The sequence below is a fragment of the Pilosibacter fragilis genome (assembly GCF_032490495.1).
GTDB classification, from domain to species: Bacteria; Bacillota; Clostridia; order Lachnospirales; family Lachnospiraceae; genus Pilosibacter; species Pilosibacter fragilis.
Genome location: NZ_JAVYJB010000006.1, coordinates 84,105 through 100,671 on the forward strand (window position 1 = coordinate 84,105; position 16,567 = coordinate 100,671).

The following is a 16,567-nucleotide window of genomic DNA, read 5'->3' on the forward strand; positions in this document are numbered from 1 at the left end:
TAATGGTCTGGCCTGAGATGTGTTGCGTGTAGAATACCGCTCTGAGCTTCTGTGCGCCCCACAGGAAGGTTTTCACATCTCTCATGCAACATTATAAGTTGTAATTTTAGACAGTGACATACTCCCACCACTTAGCTCACGCTTGAAGTGGGGGCTTCTCGTTCGATTGCCCCGTTGGGCAAAGCATTCACGAGCGATCCCCGTGTGTCCCACGGTTCTTTTTGGCTGATATTTTTTTATGATGCTTTTTCGCTTTTTTCTAATATGATCCCGGATATTCTCAGGCCTTCCCGGCAGATATTAATCGCCGCATTTTCATCACGGTCCATCCGGTTTCCGCAGTTACAAAGATATACCCGCTCTTCCAGTTTCAGATCATGTTTTATTTTTCCACAACAACTGCATGTTCTGGAACTGGGATACCAGCGGTCGATGCGGACAAGTTTCTTCCCTTCCCGTTCCAGTTTATACTGCAAAAAATCTGTGAACATTCTCCAGCCGTTATCATGGACACTTTTTCCAAAATGATGTTCCCCACTCATCGTCTTCAGATCCAGATCTTCGATGCATACGATATCATAGAAATTGGTTATCTTTCTTGATTCCTTATGCAAATAATCTTTTCTCTGGTGAGCGATATGCGTATGGATCCGCGCCACTTTTTTCTGTTGTTTTTTGTAACGATTGCTCCCCTTCCGGCAATGACTCAGTTTTCTCTGCGCTTTCGCCAGTTTTTCCCCGCTGTTTCTGAAATAGTGCGGATAACCTGCATGTTTACAATACACAGCACAGCTATGTGCAATAATCTGATATTTACATGCCAACTATGGCACTATGCAAGAGATAGCAATTCATCTCACCACCTATAGAGGTGGGAAAATTCTTGCTGATTCTTGTTAAAAACTAAATATTTTTTATTCCAAATATGTATCTCGAACATTTCCAAGTAGCATATTTCCTCTAACCCGATTCCCTTCTCCGTCATATACGATAAAATCATATCCAGGGAATTGCATTTGTAACTTGTTAATTAAAAAAGTGACATTCGCTGAATTTTTAGTTGCTTTTCCAATTTTATAATTTTTCGGAAGAGACGCATCATCTCTTACATTTTTTCCATCTTTTATAAAATCTACATTTACTCCCTCTAAGCTAAAAATTGTTTTCTCTACATACTCTACTTTAGGCATATAATTGTTCTCCTTTGACATTTTTTATTTTTGCCACGTCCTAATGCTGTTTTACATAACCATAGCGCCTTTTGCTAGCACTGTCAATTGGTGAGTGCTATTTTTTGAAAATCTTAAGAATTTAAAAAGGCACCCCTTTTTTCAAGGATGCCTCATGCTACCTGGAATGTCTGGATGGAGATCCCTAAACCAGGCAAATCGGAATGGGAGGATTCGAACCTCGATCGCTCCGCAAAGAGTCATTAACTGCGCTGCTTTACCCATTAAGCTACATTCCGATAACTGACGCCCAGCAGGGGGGTACCAGACGTCACACGCATTTTGGGAAGGTGTAGGAAGCCGCCGGCTGTATGCCCTTGGCTTCAGGTTACACTATAACATTTTGAAAACGGAAAACAGGAAAAAACGGAAAAACTTATGTCGCCTTCATAAAGTTCTCATATTCCTTCCTCACGCTGTCCGCCGTTGCCCGTCTCCCCATCTTAATCGCCACTTCTCCCCTCTTATTCGAAAGGATAAGCTTATTCCGGAAATCCCGCAAAACCGCATAAAATAAGGGAATCCTTAATTTCTAAGGATCCCCCGATGGAAGCAGATAACGGGAATCGAACCCGCCTTTCCAGCTTGGGAAGCTAGCGTTCTACCGATGAACCATATCTGCGCATGTATTTTTCTGACACTCATATCATAGCACATTTCTGTGGATTCTACAAGGATTTTTCTGGTAAATCCGAGGAAATCGTTCTCTTTTTTCCGACAACCGTTTCAACATATCTATATCCGTCTCTTGACTTCTGACTGCATTTTATTCATAGTATCAGTTAATCCTCACTTCTCCGTCCTGCGATAGCCTGCTCCTGAATTCATGGTGACAGGATCGGCAGGTATCTCCTGTCACCATGTCCGGCAACATATCACTTTCTATCCATATTTCATTTACGATAATTCCGCAATCCTTGTAATCCCCACATATATGTGGGAAATCTTATACCATGTAGCAAAATCTACCACTCCGGTCTGGGGAAGTCCAAAAATCGACTGGAATTTCCGAACAGCTTCCGCGGTAGCCGGACCATAGATCCCATCAGGGGAAATATCCGGAATTGCGGTATACACGCTGGAGATTGCATCTAACTGCTCCTGCAGCTGCCGCACCTTATCACCGGTGGCACCAATCTTCAGATCATATCCCGGCCACGATGCCGGGATGCCGGAGATCTGTTCTGCCGTATTGATATACATATCATCTCCATAAAAATTCCGCAGGATCTCGATGGGACTGTACCCCGCTTCTCCGAGCTCACAGCTGCCCCATTGCGTCATCCACCCCGGACACCGAACCTTCCGCCCGTCGCAGTATTGTGTCAGGATCGGCTGTTTCACTCCCGGGCGCGAAAGATAATTATCAAAAATATCATCCACCACGACAGAGATGGGCTCAAAAATATTCCGCCCATAAATCCATTTATGATCATACGCGGTTGATGATGTGATCGTAAAATCATATCCCTGATTGCGATACCATTCCGTATAGACACGATTTAACGTAAAGGACATGATCGCCAGCACATTCGCGACGATCGTGGAGCGGGGCCAGGTCGCGTATATCTCACTGGAGGCTACGTTTTTGATATAATCCCGATATGGGACATAATAGTTGGCTGCGGACGCGTTCGTTGGCACTCCGTCATGTACCACGACCGTCTGGGGGACGACCACTCTGGACAGAACGATCTCACCTGTCTCTATAACTGGCTTGATCTCGCTCTCCGCGATTTTTGGAAGGTAATCACCATAAAGTGTGTGATCCGGAATCGTCACGGTCTCTATCTGCTCTCCGGCCGGGGCATTCGAAAGAGGCCGCAAACGAATCCCCTGGATCGCCGTCACGTCCGCCAGAACCTCCGTTCCTGAAACGACAAATGGCTCAAATCCCGGTGCTGTGATTCGGATCGTGTATTCTGCATATGGACGCTCCGTCTCCTCCGGTAACAATGAAAGCTCTAACGGTGGTGCATCTAATGGAAGATTCTCCGTCTGTCCGGAACTGTTCGTTCTCGTCTCCTCAATAATTTCATCTGGTTCCTCCGTCCTTGCAATCACAATATCCGCATCCTGGATCGGAAAACTGTTCGCATCCGACACAACATCCACCTGCAAATATCCCTGTGCCATAATTTCCTCGCTCGATTGAATATCGTTCTATTTTATGCAGCGGATGCACACCTGATACATTCCTACACTTATTTTCGACCTTTAAATGCAGAGTTTAAAACCAGCAAAGTTTTTCAGAAGATCTTCCTCCGGATATCCAATGCCAGCATCACGGCGTCCTGTAATATCTCGGACGTCAATATCGTTATTGTCCCCGCCGATGGCTCATCTGCTGAATAAATTTTGTTTTCTTATACCAAAACAGGCATCCGGAAACTTAGATAAGCTTCCAAATGCCTGTCTCTTTTTCTTATTTTCTATCCTTCCATCAGCTTCCTGATCTCCTCTGCAAGAAGCTTCACATTCCTGATCAGGCCGTCAAATGCCCCATATCTGTAAAACCGGATAAACAGGATGCCGACCGGTACAGCGATGATCATTCCTGCAATACCGCGGAACTTGAAACCAAGATAGAGGAAGAATAGTGTTGCAAGCGGCGGAAGTCCCATGCTGTCACCGACGATCTTCGGCTGGATCACCTGACGGATGCCCTGTGTTAAAACATAGAGAACGATAAGGCTGAGCGCATAACCGTACTCCCCGGTAAAGAGCTTTACCACTGCCCAGGGAATCAATGCCGTTCCTGTACCGAACATCGGCAGGAAATCCAGGATCGCGATCGCGATTCCAAGAAAAATTCCATATGGAACTCTGAGGAATAACATTCCGATCACCAACACCACTGCGACCACGAACATGATCTTAAACTGCGCCAGAAAATACCCGCCGATCAACGTCCGGATATCGCTCTTCATCATCCGTCCATACTTGATCACAGGTTCCGGCATAACCTTCCCCACCGTCTCCACAAGCTTATCATGATCTGCGAGAAACAGGTAAGAAGAAAGAAATACAATGATCGTATTCACAAAGACCTCCGGCAGCGTCCGCACTACGCGGCTGCCTGCGGAAGCCGCGATCTTCTGAACAAAATCGCCGATATATCCGCCCACATTCTCCAGCTCGGAAACGATCGTCATCTCTGTGTCTGCAGGAAGATACTTCAAAAGTCCCCCGATCCGCTCGCAGGCCAGATCGACCTCCTCCCGGATCGACGCATAAATTCCTGGCAGTGCCTGACCAAACTCCGTCATTTCCCGGAACACCCAGGAAAACAGCGCATATATGCCAAAGATCACCAGGGCCAGCACACCTGCGATCAGAACCATCGAGCCGTGCCTGCGGACGATCTTCAGCCGCTTTTCAAAAAAGCGCACCACCGGATTTGCGATCGCTGCCACGATCCATCCGATCACAAACGGAAGAAAAAACATCACCAGCCTCAGTCCCCAGACACAGACCAGATAAACTGTGAGCAAAGGAACCAGAATATTTAAAATAATCCCTGCATACTTTCTAAAATTCATTCCATGGACCTCCTAATCCTGTAAAAATCCTGCTGCATTCCATCCGCAGTATTTTACTCAGTCGATCCCCCTTTTTCAGTACTCCACATGATCTCATACGGCTTTACATGCTTTCAAACAAAGTCCGGCTAATGATCTGTACTCCTTTCACCGGTTTTCCCGCCATCACTACTTACAAAGCCCGTACTCCTCTGCAATCTTCTTAAATGCCGGCAGAGACCTCTCGATCTGCTCATAGGACACACAGTAAGCCAGTCTCACGTACCCCGGACAAGCAAACGAACTGCCCGGAACTACCAGCACGTGATGTTTCTTCGCCACCTCGCAAAATTCCTTCTCGTTCTCCACCGGAGACTTCACAAACAAGTAAAACGCTCCATCCGGCTTCGCACAAGTAAATCCATACTCCGTCAGAGCGCCATAGATCAGATTCCTGTTTTTCTCATAAGTCTCCAGATCCACCGTAACCTCATGCTCAATGCAATACTTGATCACCTTCTGAACCAGTGACGGCGCATTCACACATCCGATCACCCTATTCGCGATCGTAGCCGCTCCGATCAGGGCCGCAGAATCATCCACCTCATCCGGAATCACGACATAGCCGATACGCTCACCCGGAACAGAGAGGGACTTACTGTAAGAATATCCCACAACCGCATTGTGATAATACTTCGTCACAAACGGAACCTCAATCCCGCCGTAAGCCAGCTCACGGTACGGCTCATCAGAGATCAGCACGATCGATGTGCCAAACTTCTTTTCCTTCTTCTCCAGGATCGCAGCCATAGCCTTGATCGTCGCCTCATCATACACAACACCCGTCGGGTTGTTCGGGTTGTTGATGATAACAGCCTTCGTCTTAGCAGTGATCTTCGCCTCAAACTCATCAAGCTTCGGCATAAACGTCTCAGTATCCGGAGAAATGACCACAACATTTCCGTCATAGTTTCTCACATACGCATTATATTCCACAAAATACGGTGCAAACACGATAACCTCATCGCCCGGATTTAAAATGCTCTTTAAAATGATATTTAATCCGCTCGCCGCACCCACTGTCATGATCAGGTTCTTAAAGGAAAAATTCGTTCCGAACCGTTTATTTAAGGACTCTGCGATGGTCTGACGGACATCTTCATAGCCTGCATTGCTCATATATCCATGGAGTGTCATGAAATCCTCATTCTTCACCACGTCGAGGATCGCCTCTGTCACCTGCGGAACCGGAACATTCGGGTTTCCAAGGCTGAAGTCATATACATTCTCCCTGCCGTAAACAGCAGCCATTCTTTTCCCTTCCTCGAACATTGCGCGGATCGCGGAATTATTAGCCATAAATGGTTTCATTTTTTCTGATATCATAGCTGTCTCCTCCGTCTGTTGTGTTTAATCTCTAAAAAAATTCCAAAGGCACCGGTCACCACAAAGTAAAACCAGGTCGTAGGATTGGAATACCAGGTTGTAAAAAAAGAGAGCATAAAATAGAGCGCTCCCTGAGAATAGAATAGGTACCACGCCGGATTTCTTCCCGGGTATGTCCTTGCAGAAAGCCATGCGGCAGCCGCTCCCAATACTGATGAAAACAGAAATACACCGGCAATTCCAAAATCATAATACGCGTCATAGAAGAGTGTAACCGTAGTCAGCTCCTCCTTATTCACGTAGATCGGCCAGTCCACTAATGCAGGCTTTATAAACTTAAGCCCCGATAATGCCCAGAGCGGAAACATTCCCTTTAGTCCCATAGAATGGGCCGGAAGCTCCCGTACCAGACAGTCAAAATTGTCGTAATTGTTTGCAATATACATGTAAGGCTGCGTGATAAAGATCGGCGTAGCCGCATTCTTCATCTCAAAGATTCCATTCAGATACGTCACATCATGGCTTCTGGCAATCGTTAAGATCACATAGAGTGGAACAAGTCCCGCCGCTGCCATGAAAAGATACCTGATTTTCCTGTATCCGCTGACGATCATAAATGTCAGCACTGCGAGAATCACCGCAAAGATCAGCTGAAATCTCGATACACAAAGCACCGGGATCAGGAGCGCGATCCCTGTCATAATGAGGGAAACGATTCTTTTCGCCTTCCCCATCTCCCTGTCATAGAACCATAACAGCACTTCCATGGACGGGACCAGTACACATGACACCGTCACATAATGGACCCCGGAAATATGGAAATATGAGTAGGCATGCGGCACTCCCCGAAGGAGAAACGGCACATATCCCAACCGGAATGCCTCAAACAGAAAGGCAGTCAGGGACAGGATTGTCAGCCCGGTAAGTGCAATGAAAATTCTTGTCCCGTATCTCTCCGGGGTCTCCCCCGTAAACTTCAGGGAAAATCCATCTATTGTCTTTTTTTCCTTCTCATATCCAAATTTCTTTTCTGCCAGTGCGTACACATTCCAGAATGCCGCAAAAGCTACAAAAAAGCACGCCCAGGTCTCTAAACTCCAGTCCTTCTGAAGGTTTGACAGCTTCAGGCAGGAGATTCCTTCTCCTCCCACATAAAACAAGGAAAACAGTCCGCGGAGATGAAGCGGATTGCCGCTTTTCCCATATTCCCACAGATAAAGATATAGTGCTGCAAACATCAGTGACATTCCTGATAAGGTAAAATGGGCGCTGAATGCAAAAAGCATGGCAGCGCCGTAACAAATCACATAAACCAGCATATCAGCCTACTCTCCGAGACCGCCATTGATCAGTTCCGTGATCGTTTCCAGAGCTTCCTTTTCGTCCGCTCCCTCACAGATCAATTCGATCTCATCTCCGCACTTTACACATGCCCCCAGCACGCTCAGTACACTTTTTGCATTAGCTGTTGTGTTTCCATATTCAAATTTGATCGAACTCTGAAACCGCAGTGCCTCCTTGCACAGAAGCCCTGCCGGTCTCAGATGAAGACCGGTTGGGTTTTCGATCGTAACTTTTTGCTTTACCATAAGTATTTTTAACTCCTAATTTCGAAATATGGTCTGAAGACCTGTCGCCTGACGTGCTTCCGTCGTCTCCGGCGGGACGATCACCGCGTGTCTTGTCGCAGACGCAGCGGTCTCCCCCTCTGTCTCCGCCTCGCTGCTGCTCTCAGGGGCAGTTTCCGACGCTTTTGTTGTCTCTTTCTCAGTTGTCTCAGGCTCTGTCTCCGTCGCAGACTCCTGTTCCTTTGCGACAGTTACCGTACAGCTGGAAATTCCCAGCAAATCATAGGCAGAATCAAGCTCCCTGTTAAGCGTCGGCTGAACCTGGTGGCTTCCCTCTCCCATTCCAGAGACATTCAGACTCAGGTCCTCAGCCGTAAGCTGCAGGCTGTCAAGTTCTTCCTGAAGCGCACGGATCCGGACTGTGACCGTTCCCGGGTCTGCCCGATAGCTGTAGGAGCTGTCCGCCCCAACATAACTGGCAGCGCTGATGCGGACCGTATATTCCCGTTCCTTCAACTGCTCCACCGTAAGTGTCACCGTGATCTCGGAACTGTCCTTCCCAGCCAGGGAAACTCCCTCCGGCAGATAATCATTCAGATCAATAGTCTTCACGATATTTGCCCTCGCGCCGGAAACATCAAGCTCTTCCTTCGGGATCGTGATCGTATTTAAGGATGCCAGAGCGCTCTTTAATCCGACCACCGGGACACTCTTAAGTCCGCACTCCACACCTGTGTAGCGATAACCGCCCGCCACCTCACCGGTGACATCGAAATCCAGGCTCAGATTCTTCACTTTCAGGATCTCCATGGTATAATCGACACTCTTGCAGTTACTGATCAGACGATCGCTGATCGTAATGCTGTTTTTGTTCGCGTCATAGAACTTCGGTTCCTCCGAATCGCTCCAATCCGCGTTCTTTCCGTCTAAGTTGATCTCGATTCCGACGCTGCTAATCTGTCCGATCAGGGATTCCGGACCTTCAACCGTAAGTGTCTCCGGTGACAGTGTCACCTTGCCAGTCTGGTAGCCGTCCTCAAGCATTCCCGTCGTCATGACGCCGATGGTAAATGTCTTCCTCTGAAGCGGTTCCGTCTCGATCTTGATCGTTCCCGTCCGGCTCACCGGCATGGAGACCAGGTATTCGGAGTGGTTTAGGACCTCGACCTTGATCGGGATCGCGCCTGTCACGGACCACATGTCTGTCATATCCGCGTACGCCCGGAAATCTGAGGAACGGATCCGATACGCATTTGTCGTCTTTACCTCATACTGAACTGTGGTTGTCGATTTTCCGACAACCGCATATGTCAGGTTGTTCTTCGTGAGGACGTCGCTGTTAATGATCTCTACTGGCACCTCCACAGTATCCGTCATGACCGGATCCGCCACATTGACGACCCCCAGCCAGACTAAAAAGGCACACAGGAAGGAAATCAGCAAAAGTCCCCATCGTCTATTCTGCTTTTCTTTCATTTTTATGCCATCCCTTCAAGAGTTTGAACGGGCCGGATACCGTCTCCTCCTCCGGCTTTGCAGCGATCGCAAGCTTTAACTCTTCCGGACTGTTGATCCTTCTGAGACTTCCGCCCTCCGCCAGGGATACCCGTCCAGTCTCCTCGGAGACTACAACGGTCAGGCTGTCCGTGTTCTCACTGATTCCAAGAGCCGCACGGTGTCTTGTTCCCAGGTCTTTGCTGATGCTCAGGTTATCAGAAAGCGGCAGATAACAGGTCGCAGAGGTCACGCGGTTTCCACGGATAATGATCGCGCCGTCGTGAAGAGGCGTATTGTGTTCAAAAATATTGATCAGAAGCTGGCTCGTGACGATTCCGTCCACCGGGATTCCCGTGCGTTCGATCTCCGGAAGCGGAGTGTCGCGCTCGATGACGATCAGGGCTCCTGTCTTTACTTTTCCCATTTCAAAGGCCGCACGGGTAATCTCATTTACGGTCTTCTCTGTATATCCTTCCTGCTGTCTGGAATTCTCAGAAATAAAAAGGTCTGTGATGATATTTTTGCTTCCGAGCTGCTCCAGCGCTTTTCGAAGCTCCGGCTGGAAGATAATGATGAGGGCTGTCAATACGAGCTGGCCCATATGGTTGATGATCCAGGTGATCGTATTTAAATGGAGCATCGCCGCCAGCAGGTAAAAACCAACAATGATCATACCACCGCGGAGAAGCACTCCCGCTCTCGTCGACTTCACCCATAAAAGGACTTCATAGATCAGAACTGTGAGGATCAGAATTTCAAAAAGATTCGACAATGTGATCTTCGGAATAAATGTAAACCAGGAATACATATTCCCAAGAAATTCTGTCATTTTGTTACCTCCGTACAATTATTCACGAGTTTCGTTCTTCTCATGTCTCACATTTTTTCTCGAATAAATCCGCTGTACCTTCACATCCGGTGCAGACACCGTGAGCTTCGGGACAGCTTTCACATAGTAATAGTAGTCATCGTCTTCATACTGCAGATACTCTGTTCTCGTATAATCCACCGCGAACACAAAGAACTGGTAGATCAGGGCGATCACCACCGATGCGACGATTCCAAAGATCATGGAACCTGCGGATACCGGAAGGTTGAAATTGAAATCACCGATAAAGATCACTGCAAGCTGTGTGATCACTCCCGCAACGATGGCGATGGACCAGGAGTAGTCTACTGAAAGATTTTTAAGGATGAAGACCACAAGGATCGCAGCGGCAAATGCAGCCACCATGACCCACATCAGCTCATTTCCAAATACATTCTTTACGATCTGGATAAACCGGTCTGCCATCTCCGCCATCGAACTTCCCGTCAGTGTTCCCGCATTTTGCTTTAAATACATCAGAATATAGTAGATGCAGACACCGCTGCACACAGGAACGATGGACACAAGGCTTCCAGAAAGTCCTACCACAAGCGGCACCACATACGGAATCCGCAGGAAGAACAGTAACGGTGTCAGGAGAAGCAGATATCCGTCACCCGGCCGGAATCCGTAGTAAAGGACGGTCACCGCCAGCACGAACACAAAGATGACCAGAGCGATCTCCAGAGACACCTGGGCAACATGGATCAGGATAAAAACACTGGCCAGAAACGCTGTCACTCCATATGGAATAAAGGAGGCAACCAGTCCCATCACCACCGGGATCAGCGGATTCTTAAGTTTCGACATAAAACCTACATTCGCGTTAATCAGCCAGAACGTAAGGAATCCCACCAGGAATTTTACGACCGGTACGATGTAAATATTATACTTTCCATAAAATTGTTTCAGTTTTTCCTTGAATACTAAAAGTCCGATCACTTACTCTTTTCCTCCCCGTTTTCCTTTGCAGGCTACTGGTCATATTTTTTATCAAGGCGCCGCAGCTTTGCCTGATAGATCTTCAGTCTTCCGGCTGCTTCGTCATAACGTCTCGAATAGATCTTCCAGGTCACAACAAGATATGCGAGAAGTCCCGCAGCATAGTAGAATACAAGGCGCACCCCGAGAGAGATCAGGTCATCCACCGCCATGACGTTGAGCAGATCATCGAACCGGTAAAGGACCCACAGCACCAGGCACAGGCACACGGTCAGCGAGTACGCGATAAAAGACCGGATCAGATGGCTTCCAACGTAGTCGCTCTTGAAATACCGGTTTGCCGGGATGGATTCCTTCATCATTTTCTTTTCAAACATGGCGATACCCGTCATCAGCCGGATCTTCTCCTCATTTAACATGGCAGTCTCCTTTTTCCATCATTTAAAGCCCAGCAGCTGCACAATAGATCTGCACACTTGCTGCGCTGACCGTAAAAAAGTATGGGCTGGAAAGCAAAAATCCCATCGACAAAACCGATCCGGAATGGATTTTTGCTTGTAACTGCGAAGAATCTTAGCAGTTATGAAACAAATACCAATATAACACACTTTCCCGCGCTTGGCGAGACGAAGTCCCTACATTTATGAAAATTTTAAGGAAAATGTAACGGTTCCGGCAACAATTTTGTTACCTGTTTAATGTCTCGATAAATTTTCCAAATGCCTCACGCCCCGCCTCTGTGCGCTTATAAACGCCCGCATCCTCAAGGACATTCGCGAACACATGGCCGACCTCATCCTGTAAGATCTCCATCACATTATCCTTTGTGATCTTCGCATATTTCGGAAGGAACTCTTCTACCCAGTCTGCATGTTTTGCGATGGATTCCTCGCTGCGGATGTCCTTTCCTTCCACGATATAGTCGGCAAGCAGGGCAAGCTCATCCTTCAATCTCGACGGAAGAACTGCCAGGCCCATGACTTCGATGAGTCCGATGTTCTCTTTCTTGATGTGGTGGAGCTTCGGGTTCGGATGGAACAGACCTAACGGACGTTCCTCCGTGGTGCGGTTATTTCTCAGTACCAGATCCAGCTCAAACTTTCCGCCACGGAATCTCGCGATCGGGGTGATCGTGTTATGTGGCTCCCCGTCTGTCTCCGCGTAGATATCCGCGTCCGCGTCTGTATATCCGCGCCATGCAGTTAAGATCTTATCCGCAAGATCCACAAGGCGTTCTTTCTTCTCACTGCGGATCCTGATCACGGACATCGGCCATTTTACGATTCCTGCTTCCACATCCTCGTAACCGCTCACTGTAAAACTTTTCTCCACCGGTGCTTTCGCCATCGCGAAGGTGTATCTTCCGCCCTGGAAATGGTCGTGGGTCAGGATGGAACCGCCGACGATCGGGAGATCCGCGTTGGATCCCAGGAAATAATGCGGGAACATGGTCACAAAATCAAATAACTTTTTGAACGTATTCCGGTCGATCTTCATCGGGGTGTGTTTTCCGTTGAAGACGATGCAGTGCTCATTATAGTAGACGTACGGGGAATACTGGAAGCCCCAGGACTCGCCGTTTAAGGTCAGCGGAATGATCCGGTGGTTGTTTCTCGCCGGATGGTTGATTCGGCCCGCGTAGCCCACGTTTTCCATACAGAGCAGGCATTTCGGATATCCGCTCTGCTTCATGGTTTTTGCAGCGGCGATAGCTTTCGGGTCTTTCTCAGGCTTTGAGAGGTTTACCGTGATGTCCAGGTCGCCGTACTCCGTCTTCGTGATCCACTTCAAGTCCTTGCAGACACGGTAGCGGCGGATATAGTCGGAGTCCTGGCTCAGTTTGTAGAAATAAGCCGTTGCGTCCTCCGGGGATTTTTCATACTCCCCGCGGAATTTCTTTACAACCTCGCTTGGGCGCGGCATCAGGCAGTTCATGAGTCTCGTGTCAAAAAGATCCCGGTATACGACGCTGTTGTTTTCAAGGATCCCCTGCTCTGCAGCGTAGTCGGTGAGCGCGTTTAACGTATCTTCCAGGCTGATCTCGTCTGTAATCTCGCCAGGCTCCTCGTATTCGGACATTTTCAGTACTTCCAGGATCTGGTTTCTTGCGTAGATCTCATCTTCGGCTTCGATAAGTCCGGTCGTTCTGCCGTACTGAACCAGTTTCTTTATTGACATTTCAATCATGATCGAATTCCTCCGTTTTTTTACGGTATATTGACAGATTTAAGTATAACGTGCGTATCTTCTTGTTTTCGCTGCACAAAAACAAGAAGCACAGGGCGGCCGCCCTATATCAATCTGCTCTGCAAAAACACTTATACAAGTAAACTTGCAGCGCGTTTTTTGCAGAACAAATTGCCGCACCTGCAACCTGTTACATTTTATTATAATAAATTTACCACCCTAATACAATCGCTATTTTATTTTTTTATCCCCCGCATCGCACGCTGAAGCCGCTCCGTAATGATTCCGCCGACGATTCCGATCAGTGTTCCCGCGATGCATCCGGCTGCCAGAAGAAATGGCAGATAATAAAATACCCCTGGTGTCTGGACGATAACTGCCGCAAAGGTGATCTGGCCGATATTGTGGGCAATACCGCCAAGAACGCTGATGCTGACCTGGGAGAGTTTTCCGGTCTCCTTCAATACCGCCATCACAAACAAGCTTAAAAAGCTTCCAGACAGCCCATAGATCATGCTGTAGGGATTTCCAAATGACAGTCCCACAAGAACGATGCGGATCAGGGTCACGGCGATAGTTCCGGGGATTCCAATTAAATAGAGCCCCACCACCGTTACAAGGTTCGCCAGTCCCAGCTTTATGCCTGGGACTGGGATCGGGATGGGAATCATTGTCTCAACAAAACTCAGCACCATGGCAAGGGCAATCAGGAGCCCATACAATGCCACAGTTATTGCCTTTTTTTCTCGATTCATCGGATCTATTCTCCTCTTTCTTGACTTTCAAAAGTTCATTTGTTAGAATAAACCGGATATCCGGCAGTGCAGCTTCTGATATTTTGTACGACAGGCACGAGTGCCTGCTGCGGTCTGCGTTTTCGTATTAATATACAAAATTTCCGCTGTCGAATGAGCTTATAATATTTATCGTACAGGAAGTATATAACACATGAATAAAAAAACAATATTTGGCCTCTGTGCCGCCGGTCTCCTCTTTGTTTCCGGCATGACATTGAGCGGATGTGGAACAAGCAGCGGACCGGGACTTCTCACACAGGAGACTCCTCTCAGCCGTTCCGATTTTCTGCTCAACACCTTCGTCACCATCACGCTCTACGATTCCGACGACTCCTCTATCTTAGACGATTCGATGGCACTTTGTAAAGAGTATGAGAATATTTTCAGCAAGACCTTAGAGACCAGCGAGCTCTACAAGATCAACCATCGGACCTCCGACACTGTCACGGTCTCCGACGACATGGCAGCGCTTCTGGCAAAAGGTCTGGAATACTGCGAGAAATCTGACGGTGCCTTTGACATTACGATCGAGCCGTTGAGTTCCCTCTGGAATTTCACAAGCGGCGAGGCCGTGATCCCGGATGAAGCAGACATCGAAGCAGATATTCCGAAGGTGGATTACCACAACCTCGTCCTCTCCGGAAATACGCTGACATTCCTCTCCCCGGATACCACCATCGACCTGGGTTCCATCGCGAAGGGCTATATCGCCGACCGGATCAAGGAACAGCTCCTGGATGCCGGTGTGGAGAGCGCCATTATCAATCTCGGCGGAAACGTCCTCTGCATGGGCGAAAAGCCGGACGGAAGCAAATTCAACATCGGGCTGCAGAAACCTTTTGCGGACAGGGATGAGACATTTGAGGTGCTTGGGATCAAGGATCTCTCCGTCGTGACATCCGGTGTCTACGAGCGGCATTTTGAGATCGACGGAAAGAATTACCATCACATTTTAAACCCGGCAACCGGGTATCCTTACGATAATGGACTGATCTCCGTGACGATCCTCTCCGAGGAGTCCGTTGACGGGGATGGTCTCTCCACCACCTGCTTTTCCCTTGGCCTGGAAAAAGGACTGGAGCTTGCGAATTCCCTGGATGGAATCTACGCATGCTTTATCGATGAGGATTACAATGTTTACTATTCGGATGGAATGGAAGACTTTATTATCAAACAGTAATATTTAGATCAGACAGTCTCCCGGATTTTTTGCCCGGCGCTGATGCAAAACACGAAACAGTTACCATTACACTATTTTCAGGGATTTTTTATGACAGAAAGCAAAGATACGAAACAGAAACTTTTAAAAAAACAGGATATGATCCTGATCGCCGTAATACTTGCGGCAGCCGTTCTTCTTTTTCTCGGGGCAAAATTGATGCATAAAAGCCCTGCGGAGATCGTTGAAGTTTCCGTCGATGGAAAAGTAGTCGAAATCCTCGATCTCGCAAAAGATCAGGAACTCACTATAGACAGCGTGTCCGGCGGCACAAACCACCTGATCATCAAAGATAGGGAGGCGTGGGTCTCCGAGGCCACATGCCCCGACAAGATCTGTGTCCACCAGGGAAAGATCCATCTGGACGGCGAGATCATCGTCTGCCTGCCCAATAAGATGACGGCACAGATCAAGAGCAGAAAATAGACAGTGCAGTCAGTGCGGTAAGCGTGCAAAATTGCTGAACAATTAGTCTGAAATTGTGACTGTTCTGCAGGTCTGCGCACTTACTGCGCTGACTGTAAGAAAACATAAGCCGGAAGGCAAAAAACCTGAGAGGTCTCAACACAGCTCCTCAGGTTTTTATTATACTGGTCAGCAATACGCTCTTACTCCGCCAACCCCATCTTCTTCATCTCTTCCGCAACGGAATCCTCGCAGGATCTCATGGCGAGGATCGTCATTTCCATTAACTTCGGCAGTTCCCAGCCGAGATTCCCGGCACCTTTTGTGATGACGTCCCTGGAACATCCTGCAGCAAATTTCTTATCTTTAAATTTCTTCTTTAAGCTGGACACTTCCATGTCCTTCGTACTCTTTGATGGGCGCATCTTCGCTGCCGCCCAGATCAGACCGGTCAGCTCATCTGCCGCGAAGAGGACTTTTTCCATCTCGTGCTCCGGCTTCGCGTCGATCCACTCGTGGATTCCGTATCCGTGGCTGCAGACCGCATGGATCACCTCATCCTCGGCTCCGCCCTCTTTTAAAAGACGCGGCGCGATCAGGCAGTGCTCCTCCGGATACTCCTCGAAATCGATATCATGAAGGATTCCGCAGATCTCCCAGAATCCGGCCTCATCTCCGTATCCGAGTTCATTCGCGTACCATTTTAAAACGCCCCCGACAGTCAGGCCATGGAGAATATGGAATGGCTCTTTGTTGTATTTTCTGAGGAGCGCGATGGCGTCCTCTCTCGTCAGTTTTGTCTGCATGATTTTATGCCTCCGTACTTATAAATTTTCTGTAACTGATATGTACCTTCATAGTTACCAATTATCTTTCTTATCAGTATAACAGAATATTCCTATAATTCAAGTATGATAGTAGGATTTTTATAACATTTTAAAACAGGCC

Annotated in this window: 16 protein-coding genes and 2 tRNA genes; 2 read left to right on the plus strand and 16 right to left on the minus strand. The window is 48.0% G+C overall.

Going from position 1 to position 16,567, the window contains the following annotated elements; translation table 11 throughout:
- Nucleotides 1-236: 236 nt before the first annotated feature.
- The 15 genes from ABCW45_RS07395 to ABCW45_RS07465 form a co-directional block, all read right to left on the minus strand.
- Complete coding sequence (locus ABCW45_RS07395; protein WP_181968282.1) at nucleotides 237-785, minus strand: RNA-guided endonuclease InsQ/TnpB family protein; 549 nt, start codon at nucleotides 783-785, stop codon at nucleotides 237-239.
- A gap of 129 nt (nucleotides 786-914) precedes the next feature.
- Entirely contained in the window at nucleotides 915-1,190 is a 276-nt protein-coding gene (locus ABCW45_RS07400; RefSeq protein ID WP_117566355.1) for a hypothetical protein, read from the minus strand.
- 198 nt (nucleotides 1,191-1,388) lie between these two features.
- A tRNA-OTHER gene (locus tag ABCW45_RS07405) sits at nucleotides 1,389-1,468 on the minus strand.
- Nucleotides 1,469-1,780: 312 nt separating this feature from the next.
- Nucleotides 1,781-1,851: transfer RNA gene (locus ABCW45_RS07410), tRNA-Gly, on the minus strand.
- Between the two features lie 275 nt (nucleotides 1,852-2,126).
- On the minus strand, nucleotides 2,127-3,365 hold the full coding sequence (locus ABCW45_RS07415; RefSeq protein ID WP_425518595.1) for a peptidoglycan-binding protein: 1,239 nt from the start codon (nucleotides 3,363-3,365) through the stop codon (nucleotides 2,127-2,129).
- Nucleotides 3,366-3,661: 296 nt separating this feature from the next.
- Nucleotides 3,662-4,771, minus strand: a complete 1,110-nt coding sequence (gene ytvI / locus ABCW45_RS07420; protein ID WP_343220559.1) for a sporulation integral membrane protein YtvI — start codon at nucleotides 4,769-4,771, stop codon at nucleotides 3,662-3,664.
- 168 nt (nucleotides 4,772-4,939) lie between these two features.
- Nucleotides 4,940-6,136 (minus strand): pyridoxal phosphate-dependent aminotransferase, encoded by a 1,197-nt coding sequence (locus tag ABCW45_RS07425; RefSeq protein WP_343220560.1) that lies wholly within the window; start codon nucleotides 6,134-6,136, stop codon nucleotides 4,940-4,942.
- Nucleotides 6,133-7,455, minus strand: a complete 1,323-nt coding sequence (locus tag ABCW45_RS07430; protein WP_117469361.1) for an O-antigen polymerase — start codon at nucleotides 7,453-7,455, stop codon at nucleotides 6,133-6,135. The genes ABCW45_RS07425 and ABCW45_RS07430 overlap by 4 nt, the downstream gene beginning before the upstream one ends.
- Nucleotides 7,456-7,461: 6 nt before the next feature.
- Nucleotides 7,462-7,725: an HPr family phosphocarrier protein gene (locus ABCW45_RS07435; RefSeq protein WP_015554140.1), complete on the minus strand. Its 264-nt coding sequence runs from the start codon at nucleotides 7,723-7,725 to the stop codon at nucleotides 7,462-7,464.
- Between the two features lie 15 nt (nucleotides 7,726-7,740).
- Nucleotides 7,741-9,180 carry a CdaR family protein gene (locus tag ABCW45_RS07440; protein ID WP_117469360.1) on the minus strand — a complete coding sequence of 480 codons (1,440 nt, stop codon included), beginning with the start codon at nucleotides 9,178-9,180 and terminating at the stop codon, nucleotides 7,741-7,743.
- Entirely contained in the window at nucleotides 9,161-10,030 is an 870-nt protein-coding gene (cdaA, locus tag ABCW45_RS07445) for a diadenylate cyclase CdaA (protein WP_117566353.1), read from the minus strand. Before cdaA ends, ABCW45_RS07440 begins: the two co-directional genes overlap by 20 nt.
- Before the next feature lie 18 nt (nucleotides 10,031-10,048).
- Entirely contained in the window at nucleotides 10,049-11,011 is a 963-nt protein-coding gene (locus ABCW45_RS07450) for an ABC transporter permease (RefSeq protein WP_343220561.1), read from the minus strand.
- Nucleotides 11,012-11,043: 32 nt separating this feature from the next.
- Nucleotides 11,044-11,430, minus strand: a complete 387-nt coding sequence (locus ABCW45_RS07455) for a hypothetical protein (RefSeq protein ID WP_015554136.1) — start codon at nucleotides 11,428-11,430, stop codon at nucleotides 11,044-11,046.
- A gap of 268 nt (nucleotides 11,431-11,698) precedes the next feature.
- On the minus strand, nucleotides 11,699-13,198 hold the full coding sequence (galT, locus tag ABCW45_RS07460) for a UDP-glucose--hexose-1-phosphate uridylyltransferase (protein ID WP_117504635.1): 1,500 nt from the start codon (nucleotides 13,196-13,198) through the stop codon (nucleotides 11,699-11,701).
- A gap of 236 nt (nucleotides 13,199-13,434) precedes the next feature.
- On the minus strand, nucleotides 13,435-13,953 hold the full coding sequence (locus ABCW45_RS07465) for a Gx transporter family protein (protein ID WP_117469355.1): 519 nt from the start codon (nucleotides 13,951-13,953) through the stop codon (nucleotides 13,435-13,437).
- Nucleotides 13,954-14,146: 193 nt separating this feature from the next.
- On the opposite strand from ABCW45_RS07465, the gene ABCW45_RS07470 reads away from it, so the two are divergent.
- Nucleotides 14,147-15,175 (plus strand): FAD:protein FMN transferase, encoded by a 1,029-nt coding sequence (locus ABCW45_RS07470; RefSeq protein ID WP_343220563.1) that lies wholly within the window; start codon nucleotides 14,147-14,149, stop codon nucleotides 15,173-15,175.
- A 90-nt stretch (nucleotides 15,176-15,265) separates the two neighbouring features.
- Nucleotides 15,266-15,640, plus strand: coding sequence for a NusG domain II-containing protein (locus ABCW45_RS07475; protein ID WP_343220564.1), 375 nt, complete (start codon nucleotides 15,266-15,268; stop codon nucleotides 15,638-15,640).
- Between the two features lie 182 nt (nucleotides 15,641-15,822).
- On the opposite strand, the gene ABCW45_RS07480 is transcribed toward ABCW45_RS07475, so the two are convergent.
- The gene (locus ABCW45_RS07480) at nucleotides 15,823-16,425 is read right to left on the minus strand and encodes a hydrolase (protein ID WP_117469353.1); all 603 of its coding nucleotides are present in this window, start codon (nucleotides 16,423-16,425) and stop codon (nucleotides 15,823-15,825) included.
- Nucleotides 16,426-16,567 lie beyond the last annotated feature (142 nt).

Coding starts and splice junctions, on each gene's coding strand:
- ABCW45_RS07415 (WP_425518595.1), bottom strand. CDS start 3,365: ATGGCACAGGGATATTTGCAGGTGGATGTTGTGTCGGATGCGAACAGT.
- cdaA (WP_117566353.1), bottom strand. CDS start 10,030: ATGACAGAATTTCTTGGGAATATGTATTCCTGGTTTACATTTATTCCG.
- ABCW45_RS07430 (WP_117469361.1), bottom strand. CDS start 7,455: ATGCTGGTTTATGTGATTTGTTACGGCGCTGCCATGCTTTTTGCATTC.
- ABCW45_RS07480 (WP_117469353.1), bottom strand. CDS start 16,425: ATGCAGACAAAACTGACGAGAGAGGACGCCATCGCGCTCCTCAGAAAA.
- ABCW45_RS07425 (WP_343220560.1), bottom strand. CDS start 6,136: ATGATATCAGAAAAAATGAAACCATTTATGGCTAATAATTCCGCGATC.
- ABCW45_RS07470 (WP_343220563.1), top strand. CDS start 14,147: ATGAATAAAAAAACAATATTTGGCCTCTGTGCCGCCGGTCTCCTCTTT.
- galT (WP_117504635.1), bottom strand. CDS start 13,198: ATGATTGAAATGTCAATAAAGAAACTGGTTCAGTACGGCAGAACGACC.
- ABCW45_RS07435 (WP_015554140.1), bottom strand. CDS start 7,725: ATGGTAAAGCAAAAAGTTACGATCGAAAACCCAACCGGTCTTCATCTG.
- ABCW45_RS07465 (WP_117469355.1), bottom strand. CDS start 13,953: ATGAATCGAGAAAAAAAGGCAATAACTGTGGCATTGTATGGGCTCCTG.
- ytvI (WP_343220559.1), bottom strand. CDS start 4,771: ATGAATTTTAGAAAGTATGCAGGGATTATTTTAAATATTCTGGTTCCT.
- ABCW45_RS07475 (WP_343220564.1), top strand. CDS start 15,266: ATGACAGAAAGCAAAGATACGAAACAGAAACTTTTAAAAAAACAGGAT.
- ABCW45_RS07400 (WP_117566355.1), bottom strand. CDS start 1,190: ATGCCTAAAGTAGAGTATGTAGAGAAAACAATTTTTAGCTTAGAGGGA.
- ABCW45_RS07455 (WP_015554136.1), bottom strand. CDS start 11,430: ATGTTAAATGAGGAGAAGATCCGGCTGATGACGGGTATCGCCATGTTT.
- ABCW45_RS07440 (WP_117469360.1), bottom strand. CDS start 9,180: ATGAAAGAAAAGCAGAATAGACGATGGGGACTTTTGCTGATTTCCTTC.